This window comes from Vagococcus acidifermentans, from assembly GCF_003987655.1.
GTDB classification, from domain to species: Bacteria; Bacillota; Bacilli; order Lactobacillales; family Vagococcaceae; genus Vagococcus_B; species Vagococcus_B acidifermentans.
Genome location: NZ_NGKC01000010.1, coordinates 111514 through 134577, shown reverse-complemented (window position 1 = coordinate 134577; position 23064 = coordinate 111514). Strand labels below are relative to the sequence as shown.

The following is a 23064-nucleotide window of genomic DNA, read 5'->3' as shown; positions in this document are numbered from 1 at the left end:
TTGGTTCGTCTTACTTTATTCAGTTTTCAAAGGTCTACGTGTGCGTTTGTAGCAACTTTTATATCATAACAGCTGGCGTTTGTTTTGTCAACTGTTTTGATGACTTTTTTTGAAAAGTTTTTTCTGCTGACGCGCGACTGATTGTCGTGCTCCGACGCGAACTTTCATATCTTAGCATAACATCTTTTCACTTGTCAACTGCTTTTTAAAAAACTTTTTGATGTGCTTGTTTAATTAACAACACGTTTTAATATACCAACTTCTGCGGATTCCGTCAAGAGATTTGTTCGTTTGTTAAACGACGGTTTATTCAAAGAATGGTACCCCTGTAACTTGGTAGCGATTCAACACGTTTCTAACAACGGATGACTGCTCCCATGTGATGCTTTCGTCCTGAATAGATAGCATCTCTGTTGAGATATCGCTGATACTGAATACAAACAAAGGTATTTTTTGGTCGTCAATTTTAATGTTGGTCAGATCGACCAAATCCATTTTTTCTGGATTCAAGTCAAGTGTTTCCTTTATTGCTTTTAAAATGCTGGCCAAGCTGGTCAAATCATCTTCTATATATGTCATGACAAATTCATTATGGTTTTTTTGTTTCTTCAATAAAAACTTCTTCTGTCCATTATGGTCATTAAGAATAACTGTTCCAGCTACTTTTTGTTTATTCAATGTATCTAACACCCCATATATATAATTGTGTTACCTAAATCAGTATATCACATTTTTCAGAAATAAATTGGTGTTTTTACACATTTTTTTGCAAAGCTTCATCCATCCAACCCGGCAACGCTTGTGCAATAGACTTAAAGCCTATTTTTTTATTCTTATTCGTAGCGTATCTCTTCTTTCTGGACGACCGAAAGTATCCTTTCGTTTCTAATGCCCGCAACGAAAGACTGATTTTTTGACTGTACTCATCAATATCAATGACCAGAACGTCCACTTGTTGACCCACTTTCAACGTATCGCCGATATTTTTGATGTAGCCGTTTTTTACTTCGGATACGTGAATAAGTCCCTGCTCGCCATTGCCGAGAGAAACGAATGCGCCATAAGACTGGATACCTGTGATATTTCCTCTGACGGTCATCCCTATTTTATAGTCCATCTGTCATCACTTCCCTCCACTCTTCATTGTACCATAAAAAAGGGGACTTTGGTAAGTATCACGCCACCATCGTCCCGTTTTCCTCTATTGTATGTCGATACCTTCAATGATGATATCTTCAAGCGGTTTGTCCTGTGCATTGCGCTCAACCGCGGCCATTGCATCCACCACGTCCATTCCGTCGATGACATGGCCAAAAACAGTATGTCTGAAATCAAGCCATGGTGTACCGCCGTTTTCATAGGCCGCAATGATGTCATCTGGAAATCCGGCATCTTTCAGTTGCGACAACATGGTTGCCGGCACTGTTTGATTTTGGACGATGAAAAATTGGCTGCCATTAGTATTAGGGCCGGCATTGGCCATTGACAAAGCGCCTCTGAGATTGAATACCTCTCTGGAGAATTCATCTTCAAATTTTTCGCCGTAAATGCTTTCTCCGCCCATACCAGTTCCTGTCGGGTCGCCTCCCTGAACCATGAAATCCGGAATCACACGGTGAAATATCACATTGTCATAGTAGCCTTTCTTCGCCAGCTCAACAAAATTTTTCACTGTTTTCGGTGCTTGTTCCGGGAATAATTGGACAGTGACACTGCCTTTGTTTGTTTTTATGACAGCAACTTCACCTGTCACATTTTTTAAATCCAATTGCGGAAACGTTGTCATCGGTTTTCCTCCTTAAACTAATACTCTCATATCATAACGGACTTCCTGAGTTTTTTCCACTGTCATGCAAAAAAATTGGTACGGGCTGTCTCGGTTTCAGCCCGCACCAATCTTTAGTCATGGTTCAGTATGCTTTCCACTTTGGTGGTCAACAAGTCTATCGCAACTTGATTCTCGCCGCCTTCGGGAATGATAATGTCAGCGTAGCGTTTAGTCGGTTCGATAAACTGGTGATGCATCGGTTTCACTACTGTCAAATATTGTGTGATGACAGAGTCAAGGGAACGGCCTCTTTCCTGCATGTCGCGTTTGATGCGTCGAATGATGCGGATGTCATCTTCCGTATCCACATAAACTTTGATGTCCATCAGATTGCGCAAGCGCTCATCTTCCAAAATCAAAATGCCTTCAAGGATAATGACTTCCTTCGGTTCTTGTCTGATGACTTCGCTGCTGCGGGTATGCCGTTCATAATCGTAGACAGGCTTGTCGATTGGCTGAAATTGAATCAGTTTTTGCAGATCAGCAATCAGCCGGTCGGTGTCGAAAGCGAACGGGTGGTCATAGTTGGTCTTTAACCGTTCTGCAAATGACAAATGGTCTTGGCTTTTATAGTAGGAATCTTGTTCAAACAGTAGAATCGAGTGCCCCGGCAGCGCCGATAAAATCGCACGGCTGACACTGTTTTTTCCGCTCCCGGAGCCTCCGGTCACACCGATGACAATTGGCCGTTTGTTGTTTGCGTCCATCACGATACCTCTTCCATTTCAAATTATTGCTGCTAATATCCTACTCTAAAATACCCGATGTTTCAACCAAAAACCATTGTTTCGCTTTAAAAAAATGCTTCAGCCTCGTAGGCTTTGATGGCTTCTTCGTGAGCCAATGTCACATCAATGTCGTCAAGTCCTTCAACCAGCTTATTCTTCCAAGTTGAATCTATCTCAAACGTGTACTCGCCTTGAGGTGTGATAATCAGCTGGTTGGGCAAATCGATTGTGAGCTGGTCTGTTGCTGACAGATTTGCCAGTTCTTTGCGCTGGTCTTCCGGCAAGACAATCGGCAGCAAACCGTTTTTCAACGCATTCATATAAAATATGTCGCTGTAGCCGCCAGCTATGATAGCTTTAAAACGGTAGTCCATCAGCGCCCAAGCAGCATGTTCCCTTGACGACCCGCAACCGAAATTGTCGCCGGTCACCAAAATCGTCGCCTGCTGGTATTCGGGAAAATTCAACGGAAAATCCGGATTGGGCGAACGGTCCGGCTGGTAACGCCATTCATCAAATAAAAATTCGCCGAACCCGCTTTTTTCAATACGTTTCAAGAATACTTTAGGAATAATCTGATCCGTGTCTATATTGTCGTTCATCAGCGGTACGCTGTATCCTTTGTGAATTTTAAATGCTTCCATCTTGCCATTCTTCCTTTCTAACGTCAACAAAGCGACCTGTCACTGCGGCAGCTGCGGCCATCGCCGGACTGCAGAGATGTGTGCGTGCACCTTTGCCTTGGCGTCCTTCAAAGTTCCGGTTGGAAGTCGATGCACAGTGGACACCGTTTGGCACTTGGTCGGGGTTCATCCCTAGACACATCGAGCATCCCGGCTCCCGCCACTCAAAGCCGGCATCTTTGAAAATCTGGTCGAGTCCAATCGCTTCAGCTGCCCGCTTGACCGGACGCGACCCCGGAACGACAATGGCAGTCACTGTGTCTGCGACTTTTTTGTTTTTAACTATTTTCGCCGCTTCTTGCAAATCCGACAATCTGCCGTTGGTACACGAGCCGATAAAAACGTAGCCCAAATCAATATCCGCTGCCGTCTGTCCCGGCTGCAAATCCATGTACTGATAGGCGCGCTCGTCATTCATGTCTTTGATTTCCGGGAACGGCTCATCGACGGCGACCCCCATTTCCGGGTTCGTTCCCCATGTGACTTGCGGTGCCAAATCAGATACATCGACCGTCAACAGCTTATCATAAACAGCATCCTCATCCGTATAAAAAGTCTGCCAGTAAGCAATAGCTTTCTCCATGTCCTCAGGGGCATATTCCCGTCCGGCCACATAGTCGAATGTGCGTTCATCCGGCGCCATCATCCCCATCTTTGCACCGCCTTCAATCGACATGTTGCAAATACTCATGCGTTCCTCCATCGTCAAATTGCGGATAGTCTCGCCAAAGTACTCCACCGCATAGCCTGTTCCGAAATCGACACCGTAACGGCTGATAATATGAAGGATGATGTCTTTTGCCGTGACACCTGCCGGCAAGTCGCCGGTAATCTGGATGCCCATATTTTTAGGTTTGTTTTGCCATAGAGTCTGCGTGGCAAAAACATGTTCCACCTCGCTGGTGCCGATACCAAACGCCAGTGCGCCAAATGCACCGTGCGTCGCTGTATGGGAGTCCCCGCAAACAATCGTTTTGCCCGGCTGGGTCAAACCTGTTTCAGGTCCGACCATGTGGACAATGCCCTGTCTTTCACTGCCGTTGTCACAAAGCGTCACATTAAATTCTTCACAATTTTTTGCCAGTGCGTCAATCTGTTTTTTAGCAATCAAATCGGTGATGTTGTGTATGTCTTTTGTCGGCACATTGTGGTCCATCGTGGCAAACGTCTTATCCGGTCGTCTGAGTGTGCGCCCGGCCTCCCGCAAACCTTCAAACGCTTGCGGCGATGTTACCTCATGAATCAAATGCAGGTCGATATACAGCAGCTGCGGCTCGCCCTCGTCACCGTAGATGATGTGTTGCTGCCAAAGTTTATCAAATAGTGTCTGTCCCATTGTTATCCTCCTCGTTTCAGTGTCATTTGCTGGATGACGGCTTCGGTAAACTGACTGGTCGCAGCCGTCCCGCCCAAATCTTTGGTAATGATGCCTTGCGCCATGACCGAGTCGCAGGCTGCTTCGATACAATCCGCCGCTTCATGCAGTGAAAAGGACTGGCGCAGCATCATCGTAATTGAATAAATCATCGACAGCGGATTGGCGATATCCTGACCGGCAATGTCCGGTGCAGATCCGTGTATCGGCTCGTAAAGCGACGGACCGTCTTCACTGTGGCTGGCACTCGGCAGCAGTCCAAGCGACCCGGGAATAACGGACGCCTCATCGCTCAAAATATCGCCGAACATGTTTTCTGTGACAATCACGTCGAAAACTGTCGGTTTCGTAATCAAAACCATCGCAGCTGAATCGACCAGCTGATGCTCCAGTGTGACATCCGGAAACTCCAGCGCTACTTCCTCAGCAATTCGCCGCCATAGTTTGCTGGTCGCCAGCACGTTTGATTTATCAACTGAGGTCACTTTTTTACGGCGCGTCCGGGCAATACTGAAAGCTTTGCGCATGATCCGTCTGATTTCTTCCGCCCGGTAGACACATGTATCGACTGCCTGACTGTCTATCAGCTCACGCGGTTCGCCGAAATAGATACCTCCGGTTAATTCCCTCACAACCACAAAATCACTGCCCACGACGATAGCTTCTTTTAACGGCGACAGATGGGCCGTATGCCGGCTGACTGTAATCGGTCTGATGTTCGCATAGAGCGCCAAAGCTTTACGCAAGGCCAGCAGTCCCTGCTCCGGTCTTTCTGGTGCATCATCCCATTTGGGTCCGCCGATAGCAGCTAGCAAAATCGCATCAGACGTGCGGCAGCCCGCCAGCGTTTCTTCCGGCAGCGGCGTCCCCTTCTCATCGATGGCTGCACCGCCGATCACATACGGATGATAAGCAAAATCCAATTGGAACAGCTCTTGTGCTTTGTCAAGCACCTTCAATCCCTGCGCCATGATTTCCGGTCCGATGCCGTCACCTGCTAAAATTGCAATATTTTTCATTCGTTTCTCCAACCTTCCTGATAAGACTTATCTTTGAAGCGCACTGCTCGCCTGCAAATAGGCTTTAGCTGATGCCTGCAGGACGTCAAAGTCGATACCGACTCCGTTGTATTTTCTGCCTGTCTCCGGATGTTTGACGACAACATGCACTTCTGCCTGCGCATCCTCGCCGCCGGTGACAGACTTGATACGATAATCTGACAAAATGATTTCTTGTTGCAAAATACGGTCAATCGTATTGTAAATCGACTGGATACTGCCGGCACCAACTGCCGAATCAGTATAAGTGTTGCCCTCCTTATCGGAAATACAGACAATCGCCCCTTGTCTACCAGACGATACATACTGAAGCTGAAGATTTTCCAGCAGGTAATGGTCTTTTTTCTCTTGAGTCTGTCCTGCTATCAGCGCATGCAAATCATCAACGGTGACTTGTTTCTTTTTATCTGCCAGCACTTTAAACCGTTTAAAGGCATCGTTCATCTCGTCTGCAGCCAAGTCATAACCCAGTTCTGCAACACGGGTGGCAAAAGCGTGCTTACCTGACAGTTTGCCCAGAGGCAGGGAGTTGGAATCCACCCCTACCAGTGACGGCGTGATAATTTCATAAGTGTCAGGATTTTTCAGCACTCCGTCTTGATGGATGCCGGATTCATGAGCATAGGCATTGGCTCCGATGACTGCTTTGTTTCGCGGAATGGACACTCCGGACAGCCGGCTGACCAAATCGCTGGTACGTTTCGTTTGATTGAATACGATGCTGCTTTCCGCCTGATAAAAGTCTTTGCGGATATGGAGCGCAATCGCCACTTCCTCAATGGCAGTGTTGCCGGCACGCTCGCCGATGCCATTCATCGTGCCTTCCACACGTGTCGCGCCATTTTCGATTGCTGCCAGTGCATTGGCTGTTGCCATGCCCAAATCATCATGACAGTGTGACGAAAAAGTGACGTCGGCAAAATTGGCGATGTTTTCGCGCAGATGCCTGAATAGCGCGCCGTATTCCGTCGGGTTGGTATAGCCCACAGTATCGGGGATGTTGATGATAGTCGCCCCGGCATCAATGGCTGTCTGAACTGCTTTTACCAGAAAATCTTTATTGGTCCGCGTGGCGTCTTCCGGAGAAAACTGGACTTTTTCAAATTTTGAACGGGCATACGCCACGTGCTCCTTGATAGAAGCCAACACTTCTTCTGGCGTCATTTTGAGCTTGTACTTCATGTGAATATCGCTCGTTGCCAGAAACACATGGATTTGCGGGTCAGCAGCGTCTTTCAGCGCTTCGTGTGCGCGGTCGATGTCTTCCTTCCGACATCTTGCCAGTCCGGCGACAGTCATGTGCGACACAGCCCCCGCGATTGCCCGGACAGCTTCGAAATCGCCTGGCGACGAAATCGGGAAGCCTGCTTCAATGACATCTATGCCATATGCTTCCAGCTGTTTAGCTATCTGCACTTTCTCCTCTGTATTAAAGTTAACTCCTGGCGTCTGCTCGCCATCTCTCAATGTGGTGTCAAAAAACTGAATTTTTTTCATCTGAACTCTTCCCTCCATTTTTTTTAAACAAAAAAAGCATCTCATTAAGTGAGACGCTTAAAGGGGGAGTCTCACTTAACGCAAATGCTTAATAGGACTCCCAATAACATAATCTATGTCATTTTGAGTCCTTACGTTAATAATAAAGTTGCAGCGGTGTTAAATTGTTGATAGGTCATTGTCATACACCCTTTTTCTGAATCGATTGATTTTTCTGATAATTCAAATAATTATAGATTTAAAGATACCTTTTTTTCAGTTGATTGTCAACTGTTATTTTAGTTTTTTTTTACGATTACCTGTTTTAAGTACTTTTTTTGCTTTTTTACCTAGAAACTTCTAAAATTAAGTGACATGTTTGAAAGGAGTTGTTTGTGTGTTAACCATCAGAAAGCGGACAATTATTGGAATCCCTCTCCTTGAGGTCGTTCCGGAGGATGTACAGAACGACCCGCTTCCCCTCGTCATCTATTACCATGGCTGGCAAACATCGAAAGAGCTGGCATTGACACCAGCTAGAAAAATTGCCGGACACAATATCCGTGTCATCCTGCCGGACGCAATGTATCATGGGGAACGGCAATGCGGACCCATCTCGAGCATCCCGTCGTTCACCTTTTGGTCGACGCTGCAATACAATTTACTGGAATTTGAAAGTCTGGTGAATTATTTTGACAAAAACGGCATGATAGCCGACGGTAAATTGGGCGCAGGCGGCTACTCGATGGGCGGCATCACCACTGCGGCGCTGCTTAAAAACCATCCGGAAATCACAGCCGGCGTGATATTGATGGGCACGCCAAAACTAACAGCATTCAGAAGACTTTTGATCAGCTATATCACTGAACATGCCGTCTATGCGCCAAAGGAATTGGAACAGCTGCTCGGCTGGCTTGATTTTTTTGATTTGTCCCAAGCCCCTGAAGCTTTGACCGGGCGTCCGCTTTATTTTTGGCACGGAACAAATGATGAAAAAGTGCCTTATGCAGATGCCTTTGATTTTTACCAGTCGTACAAAGACCACTGGTTCGGACAAAACATGGTTTTTCATACAGGTGACGGCAAACGGCATCTCATCACACCGGACATCATGGCGGAAAGCGCGCATTTTTTGGCTGAGCACCTGTCATAGTTTTAAGAAATATGTTATCATTTAAACTAAAAAAAGAGACGGAGAAAACAATGATAAATAAACGAACACGTCACATGATTGTTGTGTTGGCAGCACTGCTTTTCTTGACAGGCTGCCAAACCTCCAAATCATTTGTGACTGACTTTAAAAGCGGCGTAAACGACGCCTTGGAAGTCTATGGCGACAGCCAGAACATCATCAATATTCTTGGCAAAACAAAAGAGTCGGGGACTGTCTCGCTAATCAACAAAGATACCGGCATCATCGTCGGCAGCAGCGACATTACTAACGGGACATTCAAACTACAGGCCAACGGGTTTGACGAAAAAACAGCCTTGGTGCTGACAGCCGACAAGCTGACGGCTGCAACTTATGTCGACACCGACAGTTTGTCTACCAAAATCGAGCTGGCGTTTATTCCTAATCAATTTTTGTTGGCGCCGCCGGCAGAGACCCCTGCAACTGAGAATAGCCAAGTGACTGACGATGATGTTTTTGACGTTGGCGAAACCATTGATTTTGCCAACGGTTTGAAAGTGACCCTCGACAGCTACACACTGGCAGAAGACCGGCAGACGATTGATATCCGGTTGACGATTGACAATGACACTGAAGAGGCCATCAACCTGAAGGATAACCTGTCATTGACTGACGCCGACGGCAATCAGGAAGCGCTGGAGAAAATCACTGATGATTTGGAGGAGCTGGCCAAACAGACGCGTCAGGAACTGACTGTCACCTTCCGCCTCTCACAAGCAGATAAACTGCTGCTTTATTTTGGACCGGCATCGTGGGAAATCACGCCGGAAACTCATTAAAAAAAATCCGCATACCTTGAACCGGTATGCGGATTTTTTTAGCGAAAGGCCACTGTTTCCTGAATTTGAATGGCAGGGTCCAGCGACTGGATGACCGGGCAATGTTTGGCTACCAGCTTGAGAATGCGCTCTGCTTTCCCCTGATAGCTCTCTTCAACACTGACCTCAAATGTGATGGCAATTTCTTTGACCGGCTGGCTTACTATAGACTCGTCACGGACATAATCGACAGTGACACCATGAAAGGTAAACGGCACATGCGATTTTGTCAAAATACTCTCATAGACATATGCTCCGCAAGCTCCGGCAGCGGCCACCAGCATCTGAACCGGCGAATAGCCTTTGTCCCGCAACAACACCCAGTTGCCGCCGGAAAATGGCAGTTCGATACCGTCTTGTCCTCTTATCAACTCAATTTTTTCTGTCATTCGTTTTCCAGCTCCTTCAATACAAAATGTTCAGGCTCAGCTTCCAGCCATTCGGTTGCCCCTGCATCAGGCGGGACGATTTGGGCAAGCTGTCCTTCTTGTTGTTCAAATGCCGTCCGGGCCTTGACCGGATCGGGAATCGGGATAGCCGACAACAGTTTTTTAGTATAAGCATGCAACGGGTTGTCAAAGATCCTGTCAGTCGGGCCCAGCTCGACCAGCTTGCCAAGATACATCACAGCAATCCGGTCAGAAATATAGCGGACCATGGATAAATCATGGGAAATAAACAAGTACGTCAATCCCAGCTCTTGCTGCAAATCAATCAGTAAATTAATGATTTGTGCTTGAATGGACACGTCCAGTGCAGAAATCGGCTCGTCGCACAAAATAAATTCCGGATTGACGACAACCGCTCGGGCAATGCCAATGCGCTGGCGTTGTCCGCCGCTGAATTCGCGCGGATATTTATGAATGTCACTGCCAGTGATACCCACACTGTTCAACATATTGGCCGCGTGTTCGGCTGCCTCGCTTCTGCCCATCCGCAGCTGCAGCGGCTCCATGACTAGCTGCAAGGCGGTCATGCTTGGATTCAAAGAGGAATACGGGTCTTGAAAAATAATTTGCATGTTCTTCTGAATCTCTTTCCGCCCTTTAAACGAAAGGCCTGTCAGATGTTGACCGGCATAACTGATGCTGCCGGCAGTCGGCTGTTCCAGCTGAATGATGGTACGGCCCAACGTGGTTTTACCGCTTCCCGATTCGCCGACTAATCCTAACGTTTCGCCTTTGTTTATTGTGAACGACACGTCATCCACAGCTTTGACTTCTGTTTTGATCGTGCCTTTTTTTACTGTAAAATATTTTTTTAACTGATTGACTTCGACTAATGTGTCAGCCATTGCTATCCCTCCTGCTTCACAAGGTACCGGTGTGTCGGTGATACTTGCTGAAATGTGTAAACGGCATCGGACTCCGTGCTGTCGGAAGAAGAACTGCCCAGCGAATACAGCCGCTTGCCTTTTTCGCCAGTCGGAATAGCTTTCAGCAGATTTTTAGTATAGTCATGACGCGGATCGTAAAATATTTCCTCCGTCGTCCCTTCTTCGACAATTCTGCCCTGATACATCACTTTGATGCTTTGACACATTCCGGCTACGACACCGAAATCATGCGTCACCAGAATAACTGTCAGCTGTTCTTCTCTCTGCAGCCGACGAATCAGTGACAAAATTTGGGCTTGGATCGTGACATCAAGTGCCGTGGTCGGTTCATCGGCAATCAACAGTTCCGGTTTTGCCAAAAGGGCCATCGCAATCATCACGCGCTGGCGCATCCCACCAGAAAGTTCGTGCGGGTACTGCCGGAGACGTTTTTCAGGCATCGTGATGCCGACTTTAGCAAGCTCAGCCGCTGCCAGTTGTTCTGCCTCTTTTTTGCTCATCTTTTCCGAGCGGCGAATCACTTCTACCAGATGGTAGCCGATCGTCCGCAGCGGGTTCAGCGCTGTCATCGGGTCCTGGAAAATCATCGCGGCAGGGATTCGCTCTTGCGGTCCGACCGGCCGGTTATTGAAAAGAAAACCGGCATTGGCGGTTTCCACGTTCTCAGGCAGGATATGCATCAAACTTTTCATGGTGATGCTCTTGCCGCTTCCGGACTCGCCGACAATACCCACAATTTCACCTTTTGGGACTGTCATTTGTATGTCATGAATCAGCATCTTTTTCGGTGCATCTTTTTTAGCCACCCAGATAGTCAAATTAGTTATATCCAACATGTTTTCTGTCATTTTCTATCCCTCCACAGCCAAGCAGTCACGAATAAAGTTGCCGATAGTATTAAAGGAATACACCGTCAAAATAATAATCAATCCCGGCAAAAGCGCCATGTGCGGTGCATTTTCAAGAGTGCTTTGAGCCTTTTGCAGCAAGCTACCCCATGACGCGGTCGGCGGTTGAATGCCGACTCCTAAAAAGCTTAGGGCGGATTCCGTCATGATGGCACTCGCTATATTAGCCGTTGCCGTCACAATCAATGTCGGTGTTACAGCAGGCAAAATATGCCTGATGATGATTTGCGGATTGGTGATGCCGATAAATTTTGCGTACGTCACATAATCCCGCTCTTTTGCCGACAATGTTTCCCCGCGTATCAGCCGCGCTGTCCGCATCCAGGTGAAACAGCCGATGACGATGATAATTGTCGTAAAGCCGGGTTTCATCAATACGCTAAAGACGATAACCAGAACCATCCAAGGAATCGACGACAGCACATCCACCAGACGCATCAAGAGCGTATCAATCACTCCGCCGTAATACCCGGAGACAAGACCGGCAACCGTCCCGATTGTGGTCGAAGCCAGCATCGCCAATATCCCGACCGCCAAAGAAATCCGACCGCCGTATACCACTCTGATGAAATAGTCTCTGCCGACTTCGTCAGTGCCAAATAAATGTTCCAAGCTGGGCATTGCCGACATGTTGCCGACATCGGTCGCATTCGGGTCAATCGGCAAAAAAGTGGCCGATAATGATAAGAGCGCGATAAATAAAAGAAAAATGATAGACACCCAGTATACAGGATTTTGTTTCAATACTTTTTTCATCCGTTTGCGAAAACTCATTGCCAGCCCTCCTTGCGGATTCTAGGATCTACAATGGTATATAAAATATCTGACAGCAAATTGCCCAAAATCACGAGTACTGCTGACAGCAGCATGATGGCCATAATAATAGGATAATCCATGCTTTTTGTTGCAGTCATCAGATACGGGCCGACTCCCGGCCACGAAAAAATACTTTCCGTAATAATCGCCCCTGTCACAAGCATCGGCAGTGCCAGTCCGACTTGAGTAACAATCGGGACCAGCACATTGCGGCTGATATGATTGGCAAATACTGCCCGCTTTGAAGAGCCGAACGATTTTTGCACCATGACGTAATCTTCTGACAATTGTTCCACAGTAGCTGAACGGATGTAGCGTGTCAGCTCAGGGAAAAACGCCACGACCAGCACCAGATAAGGCATTATGAAATGCTGGATAAAATCGGGAAAAGATCCTTCCTGCCCGACAGTATGCATGCCGATAATCGGAAACAGATGCCACTTGTAACCCAGTATATAAATCAACAGCATTGCAAACCAGAAAGTCGGTGTGGCAATCCCCACCGAACACAGTCCGTCGATCATGCGGTCAAGGAACTTGCCTTTGTTAGCACCGGCGACCAGCCCCAAAACAACCGACAGCACTAGCGCTGTGAGGTAGGCAGGAAAGACCAGTTTCATAGTATTGGGAATCCTGACTGCCAGCTCAGCACCGATGCTTTGCTGACTAATCAAGGAGTAGCCGAAGTCCCCTTGCAATATTCCCCGAAGCCAGTAAACATACTGCACGAGAAATGGTCTATCGAGACCGAAGCGTTCCCGCATCATCTGGACTCTTTCCGGAGACATGTCAGGTGTCGTCAGCGCATCGACTGCATCGTAAGGCGCCAGATGAATCAGTGAAAAGACAATAAAAGAAATGACCAAGAGCAGCGGAATGGCCTGCAGCACGCGTTTTAAAATATATCGACCCATTTTTTCACATCCTTCATGTTAAAAATTCAGCACAGAAGTCTGTGCTGAATCAATCGTTACTTAATCGTCAATTTAGACAAATCCTCGAATGTATAGATTGGCACCAGACCGACTTCTTCAATGCCGGAGACACGCTCGTTGACTGCCAAGATTTTCTTATTGTCCACAATCGGATAGAACACAGCGTCTGCGGCAATTTCTTTTTGCAGCTCTGCGTAAATGTCCGCCCGTTTGGCTTCGTCCAATTCAACAGCGCCTTTGTCAAACAGTTCGTCAACAGTCGGGTTGCTGTAATGGAAGAAGTTGAAACTCTTGCCGGTCGCAAACAAACTTGAATATAAGTCCGGATCATTGCCCATGATATAACCATTCAGAAACAGGTCGTATTTTTTAGTGTCCGGCTTTTGAATCTCTGTCGACAGGGCAACACCGTCTCCTCCTGCCAGCTCGACGGTAATCCCGACATTTTGCAGCTGCTGCTGAATCAGTGTCGCTTGAAGCGTCTGGTCCACATTGTCGGAAGCAAACCCTAAATTAAGCGTCAAATCAGATACACCGGCTTCTTTCAGCAGTGATTTGGCTTTTTCTTCATCCACGTCGTATTTTTCCACATCGTCTGAGTAGAACGGATTATTCGGCGGTAAGATGGAGTAGGCATTGTTATAATATTCCTTGTCCAGATAAGCACCTTTGTTCAACTCGTCTTTATTGATGCCGTAAAAAATCGCTTGGCGGACTTTGACATCTTTCAATTTATCGGAGTTAAGGTTGATGCCCATGTAACCGACGCGGTTTTCACTATATGAATGCACGTTCAGTCCGGCTTTTTCAATTTCTTCAATATCACTCGGGAAAATATAGGAAGCGTCCACCTCACCATTCTTCAACGCCACTTTTGTCGTATCCGCACTTGGGATGATGCGCAGCGTGACATTTTTGACTGACGGCTTGCCGCCATAGTAATGTTCATTGGCTTCGAACTGCAAATATTCCCCGCGTTTATATTTCATCAGTTTGTAAGGGCCTGTTCCGACCAGATCCGCCTTCAAGTCCGTTCCGGAAAAGTCGGCAATATCTTTGTAGAGATGTTCAGGCATGATGTATGTCTCTGTCGCGATGTTATTGATGGCAGCTGCGCTGACAGACGGCAGTTTGAAAGAAACCGTATAATCGTCCACTTTCTCCGTTTGAATCGGCTTGTCGCCAATCCAAAGCGCATCCGCACCGCCGTTTTCTTTTTTGACTTTTTGATTGTACGTGAAGACCACATCATCAGCAGTCAAGGCCTCGCCATCCGACCATTTAACATCTTGTCTCAGCTTGACCAGCAGCTCTTTGCCATCTTCCGAAGGCGTCAGGCTTTCCGCCAGTTCGTTCTTGTGGGAACCGTCGCCTTCAATTCTGACAAGCGGTGAAAAAATCATGTTGATCGTTGTCAATCCCCAACGGTCACCGACATTTACTGGATTCATGGAGTTCGGATCACCATTGATCGCATATGTAAACGTGCTTTTGTTCGACTGTTTTTTGGTCGATTCTTTTTTATCCGTGTTACCGGAGCACCCTGAAATAACCAACAAAGAGAGGGCGAGTACGCTAAAAATCACTTTTTTCATGACACATTCTCCTTTTTGTTTTGTTATAAAACATGTTCTAAGTATAGCTAATTTTATGGACACTCGCAATCTTTTTGTGTCTTAACCGACATAAAACAACTGAATTAAAAAAATCCGCTACGCTAAAAAATCTTTTTAACACAGCGGATTATTCTTTTCTGTTATTTCATCAGCAAATTGGTCATACGCTGAATACTAAAGGAAATCGTGTCGGTTGCTTCGTCTTGTTTCTTCTCTGACTGGTTGAACAGCTCCGTGTTGACAACCGCCTCATCAGGCTGCAGTGCATCAACCATTTCCTGACAGCCCTGAACGTAGTCGGCAAATGCTTTTTCCAGCTTGCGGTGAATCCCCATGACGCGTGCCGGGGGACGCAACCCTTGAATTTGCGTGAGCATCATTTTGTATTTTTCTGTCCCGCCGGCAAACAATGCTTTGATGTCTGTCAGTTGCTCGCGGGTGAGTGTTTCCAGTTTCTGCGTATCAATCGCTTCCCGGATCAGTTCGTAAGACCCGTTCATTTCTTCTCCGACTTCTTCTGAGCTGGTCACGATATGATTAATGGTTTGGACGTAGTAGCCCAAATTTGGTTTTTTCAATACAATCCCTCTTTCGAAATTATTTCCTCTGTCATTGTACACTGTTTTGTCAGAAAAAAAAAGAGAGTCGTGAAAGACTCTCTGTTATTTCGCAATAACCCGACGTTGAACAAACTTGACCAGTTCGACAATCGGAATGATGGACACTGATGCACCAAAGACAACAGCCCACTGATAAGGAACCAGGTGCGCTACGCTGAATAAGTCGTTGAATCCCGGAATCACAATGGTCGAAGCCAACAGGATAAACGAAACTAGGACAGCCCAGTTAAATGCTTTGTTCCGGAAAAAACCAACAGTGAAAATAGATTCATGCACGGATTTCACGTTGAATGCATGGAACAATTGAATCAAACCAAGTGTCGCATAGGCCATTGTCAAAGCATCTGCATGAATTTCTGCATAGGTAGAGTGCACCGGATAATTGATGGCATACAGGTAAACACCCAGCGTGATGGCGGCTTCCAAAATCCCTTGATAAATGATACTGCTCATGACACCGCCGGAAAAGAAGTTGGAGTTCCTGCCGCGCGGTTTCATCTTCATCACATTTTTTTCTGCCGGTTCGAGCCCCAAGGCAATCGCCGGGAAAGTATCAGTTACGACGTTGATCCACAGCAAGTGCACAGGCAACAATGTATCCCAGCCAGCCAATGTTGCAATAAACAGTGTCAATACTTCACCGAGGTTGGCTGCCAGCAGATACTGGATTGTTTTCTGGATATTGGAGAAGACTTTCCGGCCTTCTTCGACTGCCACAACAATCGTTGAAAAGTTATCATCGGCGAGGACCATGTCGCTGGCGCCTTTGGAAACTTCCGTACCGGTGATACCCATGCCGATACCGATGTCGGCAGATTTAAGTGCCGGCGCATCATTGACTCCGTCACCTGTCATGGCAACAACTTTGCCATCTTTCTGCCATGCTTTGACGATACGCACTTTATGTTCAGGCGACACGCGGGCATAGACTGAATACTTCTCGATGTTAGTTGCCAATTCTTCATCGCTCATCTCATTTAACTCACCACCAGTCACTACGGCGTCATGTTCGTTTTCGCTGATGATGCCCAAGCGCACTGCAATTGCTTCAGCAGTGTCCCGGTGGTCGCCGGTAATCATGACTGGACGAATGCCGGCCTCTTTGGCCACGCGAACTGCATCGGCTGCCTCTTTCCGTTCAGGGTCAATCATACCGACCAATCCGGAAAAGATTAAGTCTGTTTCTACTGCATCACTAGTCAAATCATCAGGAATGTCTGGCAAAATTTTATACGCCATCGCCAAAACACGCAGCGCCTGTTTGGCAAGACTGGTATTGGTTTCAAGAATCAAATCTGTCTGTGCCTGCGTCATTGCGGCAACATTGCCGTCAACGTCAAATGAGTGACAACGTTTCAACAGTTCATCAGGTGCACCTTTGACTGCGACCAGATATTGCCCGTTTGCCAGTTCATGTATGGTGGACATTAGTTTCCGTTCGGAATCGAAAGGCACTTCTGCCACACGCGGTTCTTCCGCCAGTTTAGCCTGAACATCGAACTGTTTGTTGAGCCCGTACTGAACCAGCGCTGTTTCGGTCGGGTCGCCAATCAGACTGCCTTCTGCGGAAAATTTCGTGTCGTTACAGTACGTCATGATTTTCAGCGTCATGTTTTCGCCGTCGATGTCGCTGGCCGCCGATTGTTGCTGATTATTCGTGAATATTTCTTCGACAGTCATTTGATTCAGTGTCAGCGTACCTGTTTTATCAGAACAGATAGTATCTGTACTGCCCAGCGTCTCGACTGCCGGCAATTTGCGCACCAAAGCATTCCGTTTGGCCATCTTTTGAGTTCCAAGCGCAAGGATAATCGTCACGATTGCAGGCAAACCTTCCGGGATGGCCGCAACAGCCAGGGAAACAGAGGTCAACAGCATGTCAATCCACTCATGCCCGCCGCGAATCATACCGACGGCAAACATAATCACACAAATCACTAAAATAGCAATCGTCAAGATTTTGCCTAATTCATTCAAATTCTCTTTCAGAGGTGTATTGGTTTCATCTGCTTGAGCCAGCATGCTGGCGATTTTACCAACTTCCGTATTCATGCCCGTTCCAACAACGACACCCACACCCCGGCCGTATGTCACGTTACTGTTCATATAGCCCATGTTCACTCGGTCGCCCAAGTCGGTGTCAACATCGGTCAAAACAGTGACAGCCTTTTCTGACGGCACTGACTCCCCGGTCAGTGCAGCTTCTTCGATTTTTAACGATGCTGCTTCGACTAACCGGACATCTGCCGGGATGACATCGCCGGCTTCCAGCAAGACCACATCCCCTGGTACCAAGTCCGTACTTTTCACGACAACAGTGTGATTGTCGCGTCTGACATTCGCGTTCGGTGTTGACATGTCTTTCAAGGCTTCAATTGCTTCTTCTGCTTTTGCTTCCTGAACGACGCCGAAAATCGCCATGATAAACACAACGACAACAATCATAACAGCTTCCACTTCATCACCCATAACAAATGACAAAGCAGCCGCAATTAACAGAATAATAATCATAAAGTCTTTGAACTGGTCCAAAAACTTGTCAAACAGAGTTTTCTTTTTTCCTTCATCCAGTTGATTATGCCCATACTCTCTCAGTCGTTTTTCAGCTTCTGCACTGGACAGGCCCTCTCTGGTCGTTTGCATTTTTTCCAGCACTTGTTCTTCAGTGTAGGTAAAAAAGGCTTCTGTTAATTGTTTCTTTTTGTGTTCCGACACTCTTTTTCCTCCTTTAAATTCCATTTGCATACAAAAGCAAAAAATGAGACTTTTGTATGCAAAAATCATACATAAGTCTCACTGTTTAAGACAACACCAGAAATTACTTTCAGTGTTGGTGATGTTGCCACAGCAGATGCTGCCAGTTACTCCCTTATGGGTTGTAGTTTAATCGATTATAGCACGGTTCACTTTTTAAAAGCAACCTTATTTTCCTGTTTTCAGCACCTGCCAGAAATCAGTCGGCGTCCCCTGCTCCATCCCCTGAATGAAACGGTGGCGGATATCCGGATAAGTCTGTGTCAAGTGCGTAACCAGCTGTTTGACTTCTTCACGTTTAGTTTTTTTGTCAACCGAACAGGGATTGAAAACAACCGGCAAAGATTTTTTGTTAACAAAACGGATGACTTCTTTTTCCTGAACGTAAAGCAGCGGCCGGATAAGCGACAATTCCGTCTTGCTGAGAAACGTCACTGGTTCAAACGAAGTCAGCTTCCCGTGATACAGGAAATTCATGAAGTAGGTTTCAATGGCATCATCCAAGTGATGGCCAAGGGCAACTTTTTGACACCCCAATTCCCGGGCGCGATTGTAGAGAATACCGCGCCGCAGTTTAGCACATAACGAGCAGGGATTTTTTTCTTCCCGGATATCGAAAACAACTTTAGCAATTGCTGTCGGTACGACATCAAGTTCATAGCCTAAGTCGCGGATGTAGTTTTTCAGCGGTTCATTGTCCGCTTCAAACCCCATATCCAGCGATATCGGGACCAGCTCAAACGAATAACCAAGGCGCTTTTGCCGACGAATCGTATCCAAAATCGTAAACAATGTGGTACTGTCCTTGCCGCCGCTCAAACCGACAGCGACTTTTTCTCCCGGCTCAATCATCTGATAGTTGAGAATTGCCCGGCGCACTGGATTATAGTATGTGTAGTTTTCTTTACGCGAAAAATTCATGGCATCAGGCTCCTGCAATTAAAATCATTTTGGCACTTTGCTGGTAAAGAAGGTGTCAAGACTGTACTGTTTGCCGGCAGTAATGTCATACTGTATCAGCTGGTAATCATGGTAGAGCGCTTCTTCCTCCTTGGAAAGCGACAGTTCTTCCTGCCACTCGCCCTGATGGTAATACATACCGGACTCAAATGCCGGCAGCATCTCTTTAACCGCCAGCAGCAGTTCGTTAAAGCCCGTTGTCGGCTGATTGAACTTCTCTGAAAGCAAACTGTAAAAGTACATCGGGCTGATGGTTTCTTTTGCCGGTGTCACCTCTGCTTGATTGCCGTAAATGAAGTACTCGGTCAGATGCAAGTTTTCTTGGGAATTTTTTTCTTTGGTTTCATCAGAATAAAGGCTCGGTAAATGGTCACCCCAGAAAACTACCAATGTCGGCCGGTCCAATTCATCCAGCCCTTGTAAGAAAGTTGGCAGAGAACGGGAAGAATAATAGATGCCTTGAGCATAATTGGTCAGCCCATTCTGGTTCTCATCTCCTGTCACTGGGAATTTTAATGACTCATAGACTCCTTCATACGGGAGATGGTTCTGCATGGTCACCAGGTGGACAAAGTTAGGCTGCCGGTCATCAGACAACTGCTCCAGCACTTTATTGTAAGCCGCTTCATCTGAAATATAGAGAGACGGACGCTCTGCGTCAGTAATGCTGCTTTCATCCAAAAACTTGTCAAAGCCTAACGTTTGATATACATCTTGCCGCTTATACATGGACGTGTTATACGGATGAATCGCGGTTGCCTTGTAACCTTGTTCTTTTAAACTGGACACAATCGAAGGAAAATGCTCAATTTTAGGCAAAAGCATGGTGTACGGTGTTGTCATCTGCGGTGCAAAAACTTCCATGGCAAAACCGGTCAGCGCTTCAAATTCAACATTGGCTGTCCCGCCGCCATAGTTTTGAGAAAGCATCTGCCCACTAAATGTACTATCCGCAATCTGACGGTAATCAGCCAGCGGGTCGCCCTCTACCGAAATGCCGTTAATCCTCAATGGATCAGAAAAGCTTTCCGACATAATGTAAACAATATTCGGCAGGATTTGTTCAGAACCGACAGTCTCATTTTTAGCCGCTGCTTTTTTGTTGTACTCGGATACTATATTATTAACAGATGCTTTAGTATAATCTTCTGGTTTATCCATGGGAGTGACTTTCAAATTGTACAAAAAGCCGCCCATAAAGCCGGTGTTGTAGTAATTCATCTTTTGGCTGTAAGGAATCCATGCAGCCGTTTTATTGTACGTTTTCCGCAGTAAATTGTGCTCATTATTGAAGTCGCTAATATAAACGAGCAGCATTGTGGACACAACCAGCGATATAATCCGGACTACCTGGCTTGTTTTTGAAAAAGACAAACTTTTAATCACTGCATACACGAATAAAAAGATGCTGGCTGCTGCGAAACAGATAATCACACTAAATGGTACCGTACCAATGATGTCCTTCATCAGACCAAACTCAGTAATCATTTTTAAATCATCCGGGTAAATCGGCTCCATGCGATAAAATAGCTTCCAATAGTTTGCATAGCCCAAAACAGCGAGAATCACCACATAAAAAATAGTGCCAATCAACCACGAACCGGCCGCACTAAGCAGGAAAACCTGAAAAACAAGTAAGACAAACGCACCAAGCAAAAACTTCTCAGTATGCCAGGATATTGCAAATTTAGTTGCCAACTCCCAGGAAAAATCATTTTGGCACAGTTGGAGATAGTAATTACTCGCCAAAACAATCAAAACGGTTGCGCAACTTTGCCCTGCCAGACGCCACTTTTTCAAAGGAAATATGTTATTATGAATGATATTTTTCATCATATCTTTATCACTCTTTCCGATCTTTAAACAACCCTAAAACTAACTAACTCATTTCCAAAACTCATCATACACCGTAATCGGCAAGTGACGTTTATGTTGTGTTTTGCGGTACCAGCTTTCGATGACCGCAGCCGCATCATCGCTGACCTCTTTTCCTTCTAGGTAATCATCAATCGCTTCATAACTGACTCCTAATGCTTCTTCATCTGCCAACAGAGGTCTCTCTTCCTCCAAATCAGCTGTCGGCACCTTCTCGTAAAGTGCGGGTTGCGCACCAAGTTCCTGCAGCAGCTGCCGTCCCTGGCGTTTATTCAAACGCGCCAGCGGTAAAATATCTGCCGCACCATCGCCGAACTTCGTGAAAAAGCCCGTCACATTCTCCGCTGCGTGATCAGTCCCGATGACTGCTCCTTTCATGTCGCCGGCAATAGCAAACTGTACAATCATCCGCTGGCGGGCTTTGATGTTCCCTTTATTAAAGTCAGTAATAGACAGCTCATATTTCAGCGAATTTACAGTTGCTTCCACCGCAGGTTTTATGTCAACTACCAACGTTTTATCAGGTGCAATAAACGCCAGCGCCTTTTCAGCATCTTCACTGTCGCTCTGTCTGCCATAAGGCAACCGAACAGCCATAAACTGATACGACTGGTCACCGGTTTCTTCTCTCATCTCAATCATCGCCAGCTGTGCCAGGCGCCCGGCAAGCGTTGAATCCTGTCCACCGCTGATTCCCAGAACGAAAGTTTTTAGAAAATCATGTTTCTTTAAATATGCTTTCAGAAAATCCACACTGCGGCGAATCTCCTCTTTCGGATTAATAGCCGGTTTTACATGCAGTTCATTGATAATTGTCTGCTGCAACGGTCTCATCCAACTTCCCCCTAAAAAAATATTTGTCATTTATTATATCACATAGTCTCCATATAACCGAAAAAAACAAATAAATATTCAAAGTATCCTTGTTAAATTGAACGGCGTGTCATTTAACTGAATGATAGCGAAAAGTTAAAAAAAATGATTTGTAAAAATTCAACATAAAACTGTACATAGCTACCCCAAAAACTTGGAATCTGTGCACAGTCTGATGAACTGGACTATAAAAGTTCAGCAATATCTTCATCAATAACCAGATCAGTAATAAACTTCATGTTGAGTAGAGTTTGAACACTTTCAAGCTTTTCTTTTCCTGTCGCTACAATGGCTACTCGGGGAATTTTTTTTATATCCTCTAGTTCAATGCCAAGAAGGCGTTGCGAGAAGCCCTTTTTCAAAGGTGTGCCATCAGCAGTAAAAATCGTACTCCCAATGTCTCCAATAGCGTGTTCACTTTTAAGCAGCTCTGCTTCTTCTTTAGAAATATATTTCAATTTTTTATAGGTTGATGAACGGATGGGATCACTCACTCCAAGGATTGCGAAGTCAACATTTTTCCCTTCATCGATAATTCCCTTAATTAATTCTGTTTGAAGAAGCATTTTTTTTACTTCTAAAGTATCTGCAATTGCTGGTGCATAGAAATATGAAACATCGCAACTGTATTTTTCAGACAATACAAATGCTAAATGATTGGAATGAAAGCGGACCTCTGAAAGTCCTATTCCACCAATCAAAGGTGTAATTTTCAAGTGATTCAAATTTAGAAAACTAGCTTGTGAAACGTATTCATAAAGCGTTGTTCCCCAGCCGATTCCCAATTTGCTGATATTTTTTAGCATAGGTTCGATGAGTTCGACACACAGCTTTCCTGCAGCAGCCTTCATTTCTTTTTGTGATTTTGCCGCAATCTTCACATTTTTTAAACCATACTTTTCAATCAAATGTTCTTGCAGCTTCAACAAATGCAATTCGTGATGTTGAATCGAAATTTTGACTATTCCTTTTTCTTTCGCTTCATGGAGTAAAGAAGCAACTGTCGGACGTGAAATGTTTAATTTTTTTGCGATTTCACTTTGTGTAGCCTCATCTTCATAATACAGCACAGCAGTCTTTAGCATAAGATCTTCTCTATCTAGCATCTGCCTATACACCTCTCTCTGTTTTCTGTAACATATGTTCATTATAAATTAATCTTTATCATATGATATCCGTGGATTCCATTGACTTTTCAACTTAATTATACTAT

General features: G+C 45.8%; 22 protein-coding genes. 2 read left to right on the top strand and 20 right to left on the bottom strand.

All coding sequences use genetic code 11. The features are described from left to right. Window positions 1-306 precede the first annotated feature (306 nt). The 8 genes from CBF27_RS09850 to CBF27_RS09815 form a co-directional block, all read right to left on the bottom strand. A complete protein-coding gene (locus CBF27_RS09850) occupies window positions 307-690 on the bottom strand; it encodes a hypothetical protein (RefSeq protein WP_170175077.1) in 384 nt (127 codons plus the stop codon). Between the two features lie 64 nt (window positions 691-754). Further along, the gene (locus CBF27_RS09845) at window positions 755-1117 is read right to left on the bottom strand and encodes a CvfD/Ygs/GSP13 family RNA-binding post-transcriptional regulator (RefSeq protein ID WP_126814129.1); all 363 of its coding nucleotides are present in this window, start codon (window positions 1115-1117) and stop codon (window positions 755-757) included. A gap of 84 nt (window positions 1118-1201) precedes the next feature. Further along, a complete protein-coding gene (locus CBF27_RS09840) occupies window positions 1202-1786 on the bottom strand; it encodes a peptidylprolyl isomerase (RefSeq protein WP_126814128.1) in 585 nt (194 codons plus the stop codon). A 113-nt stretch (window positions 1787-1899) separates the two neighbouring features. After that, entirely contained in the window at window positions 1900-2535 is a 636-nt protein-coding gene (gene udk, locus CBF27_RS09835) for a uridine kinase (protein WP_126814127.1), read from the bottom strand. 86 nt (window positions 2536-2621) lie between these two features. Further along, a complete protein-coding gene (gene leuD / locus CBF27_RS09830) occupies window positions 2622-3200 on the bottom strand; it encodes a 3-isopropylmalate dehydratase small subunit (RefSeq protein ID WP_126814126.1) in 579 nt (192 codons plus the stop codon). Beyond that, on the bottom strand, window positions 3187-4575 hold the full coding sequence (gene leuC, locus CBF27_RS09825) for a 3-isopropylmalate dehydratase large subunit (protein ID WP_126814125.1): 1389 nt from the start codon (window positions 4573-4575) through the stop codon (window positions 3187-3189). The genes leuD and leuC overlap by 14 nt, the downstream gene beginning before the upstream one ends. Window positions 4576-4577: 2 nt before the next feature. Further along, window positions 4578-5633 carry a 3-isopropylmalate dehydrogenase gene (leuB, locus tag CBF27_RS09820; RefSeq protein WP_126814124.1) on the bottom strand — a complete coding sequence of 352 codons (1056 nt, stop codon included), beginning with the start codon at window positions 5631-5633 and terminating at the stop codon, window positions 4578-4580. A gap of 27 nt (window positions 5634-5660) precedes the next feature. Then, window positions 5661-7169 carry a 2-isopropylmalate synthase gene (locus tag CBF27_RS09815; RefSeq protein ID WP_126814123.1) on the bottom strand — a complete coding sequence of 503 codons (1509 nt, stop codon included), beginning with the start codon at window positions 7167-7169 and terminating at the stop codon, window positions 5661-5663. A gap of 376 nt (window positions 7170-7545) precedes the next feature. Between CBF27_RS09815 and CBF27_RS09810 the strand changes: the two genes are divergently transcribed. Together CBF27_RS09810 and CBF27_RS09805 are read left to right on the top strand one after the other, a co-directional pair. Beyond that, window positions 7546-8301 carry a prolyl oligopeptidase family serine peptidase gene (locus CBF27_RS09810; protein ID WP_126814122.1) on the top strand — a complete coding sequence of 252 codons (756 nt, stop codon included), beginning with the start codon at window positions 7546-7548 and terminating at the stop codon, window positions 8299-8301. Window positions 8302-8351: 50 nt separating this feature from the next. Further along, window positions 8352-9119 (top strand): hypothetical protein, encoded by a 768-nt coding sequence (locus tag CBF27_RS09805; RefSeq protein ID WP_126814121.1) that lies wholly within the window; start codon window positions 8352-8354, stop codon window positions 9117-9119. Between the two features lie 38 nt (window positions 9120-9157). Here the strand turns inward: CBF27_RS09805 and CBF27_RS09800 are convergent, their stop codons facing one another. From CBF27_RS09800 to CBF27_RS09745, 12 genes are all read right to left on the bottom strand, one after another. Then, complete coding sequence (locus CBF27_RS09800; protein ID WP_126814120.1) at window positions 9158-9547, bottom strand: OsmC family protein; 390 nt, start codon at window positions 9545-9547, stop codon at window positions 9158-9160. Continuing rightward, window positions 9544-10452, bottom strand: a complete 909-nt coding sequence (locus CBF27_RS09795) for an ABC transporter ATP-binding protein (protein ID WP_126814119.1) — start codon at window positions 10450-10452, stop codon at window positions 9544-9546. Before CBF27_RS09795 ends, CBF27_RS09800 begins: the two co-directional genes overlap by 4 nt. Before the next feature lie 2 nt (window positions 10453-10454). Continuing rightward, entirely contained in the window at window positions 10455-11342 is an 888-nt protein-coding gene (locus CBF27_RS09790; RefSeq protein WP_126814118.1) for an ABC transporter ATP-binding protein, read from the bottom strand. Between the two features lie 3 nt (window positions 11343-11345). Beyond that, on the bottom strand, window positions 11346-12176 hold the full coding sequence (locus CBF27_RS09785) for an ABC transporter permease (protein WP_126814117.1): 831 nt from the start codon (window positions 12174-12176) through the stop codon (window positions 11346-11348). Next, window positions 12173-13132 (bottom strand): ABC transporter permease, encoded by a 960-nt coding sequence (locus tag CBF27_RS09780; protein WP_126814116.1) that lies wholly within the window; start codon window positions 13130-13132, stop codon window positions 12173-12175. The genes CBF27_RS09785 and CBF27_RS09780 overlap by 4 nt, the downstream gene beginning before the upstream one ends. Before the next feature lie 56 nt (window positions 13133-13188). Continuing rightward, window positions 13189-14748 (bottom strand): ABC transporter substrate-binding protein, encoded by a 1560-nt coding sequence (locus CBF27_RS09775; RefSeq protein ID WP_126814115.1) that lies wholly within the window; start codon window positions 14746-14748, stop codon window positions 13189-13191. Window positions 14749-14909: 161 nt separating this feature from the next. Next, window positions 14910-15347, bottom strand: coding sequence for a hypothetical protein (locus tag CBF27_RS09770; protein ID WP_245986031.1), 438 nt, complete (start codon window positions 15345-15347; stop codon window positions 14910-14912). Window positions 15348-15431: 84 nt separating this feature from the next. Beyond that, window positions 15432-18104 carry a cation-translocating P-type ATPase gene (locus CBF27_RS09765; RefSeq protein ID WP_126814113.1) on the bottom strand — a complete coding sequence of 891 codons (2673 nt, stop codon included), beginning with the start codon at window positions 18102-18104 and terminating at the stop codon, window positions 15432-15434. Between the two features lie 207 nt (window positions 18105-18311). Next, window positions 18312-19064 (bottom strand): tRNA 2-thiocytidine biosynthesis TtcA family protein, encoded by a 753-nt coding sequence (locus CBF27_RS09760; protein ID WP_126814112.1) that lies wholly within the window; start codon window positions 19062-19064, stop codon window positions 18312-18314. A gap of 24 nt (window positions 19065-19088) precedes the next feature. After that, complete coding sequence (locus CBF27_RS09755; RefSeq protein ID WP_126814134.1) at window positions 19089-20936, bottom strand: LTA synthase family protein; 1848 nt, start codon at window positions 20934-20936, stop codon at window positions 19089-19091. A 51-nt stretch (window positions 20937-20987) separates the two neighbouring features. Beyond that, window positions 20988-21812, bottom strand: a complete 825-nt coding sequence (gene nadE, locus CBF27_RS09750) for an ammonia-dependent NAD(+) synthetase (RefSeq protein WP_126814111.1) — start codon at window positions 21810-21812, stop codon at window positions 20988-20990. A gap of 224 nt (window positions 21813-22036) precedes the next feature. Then, a complete protein-coding gene (locus CBF27_RS09745) occupies window positions 22037-22957 on the bottom strand; it encodes a sugar-binding transcriptional regulator (RefSeq protein ID WP_126814110.1) in 921 nt (306 codons plus the stop codon). Between the last annotated feature and the right edge of the window lie 107 nt (window positions 22958-23064).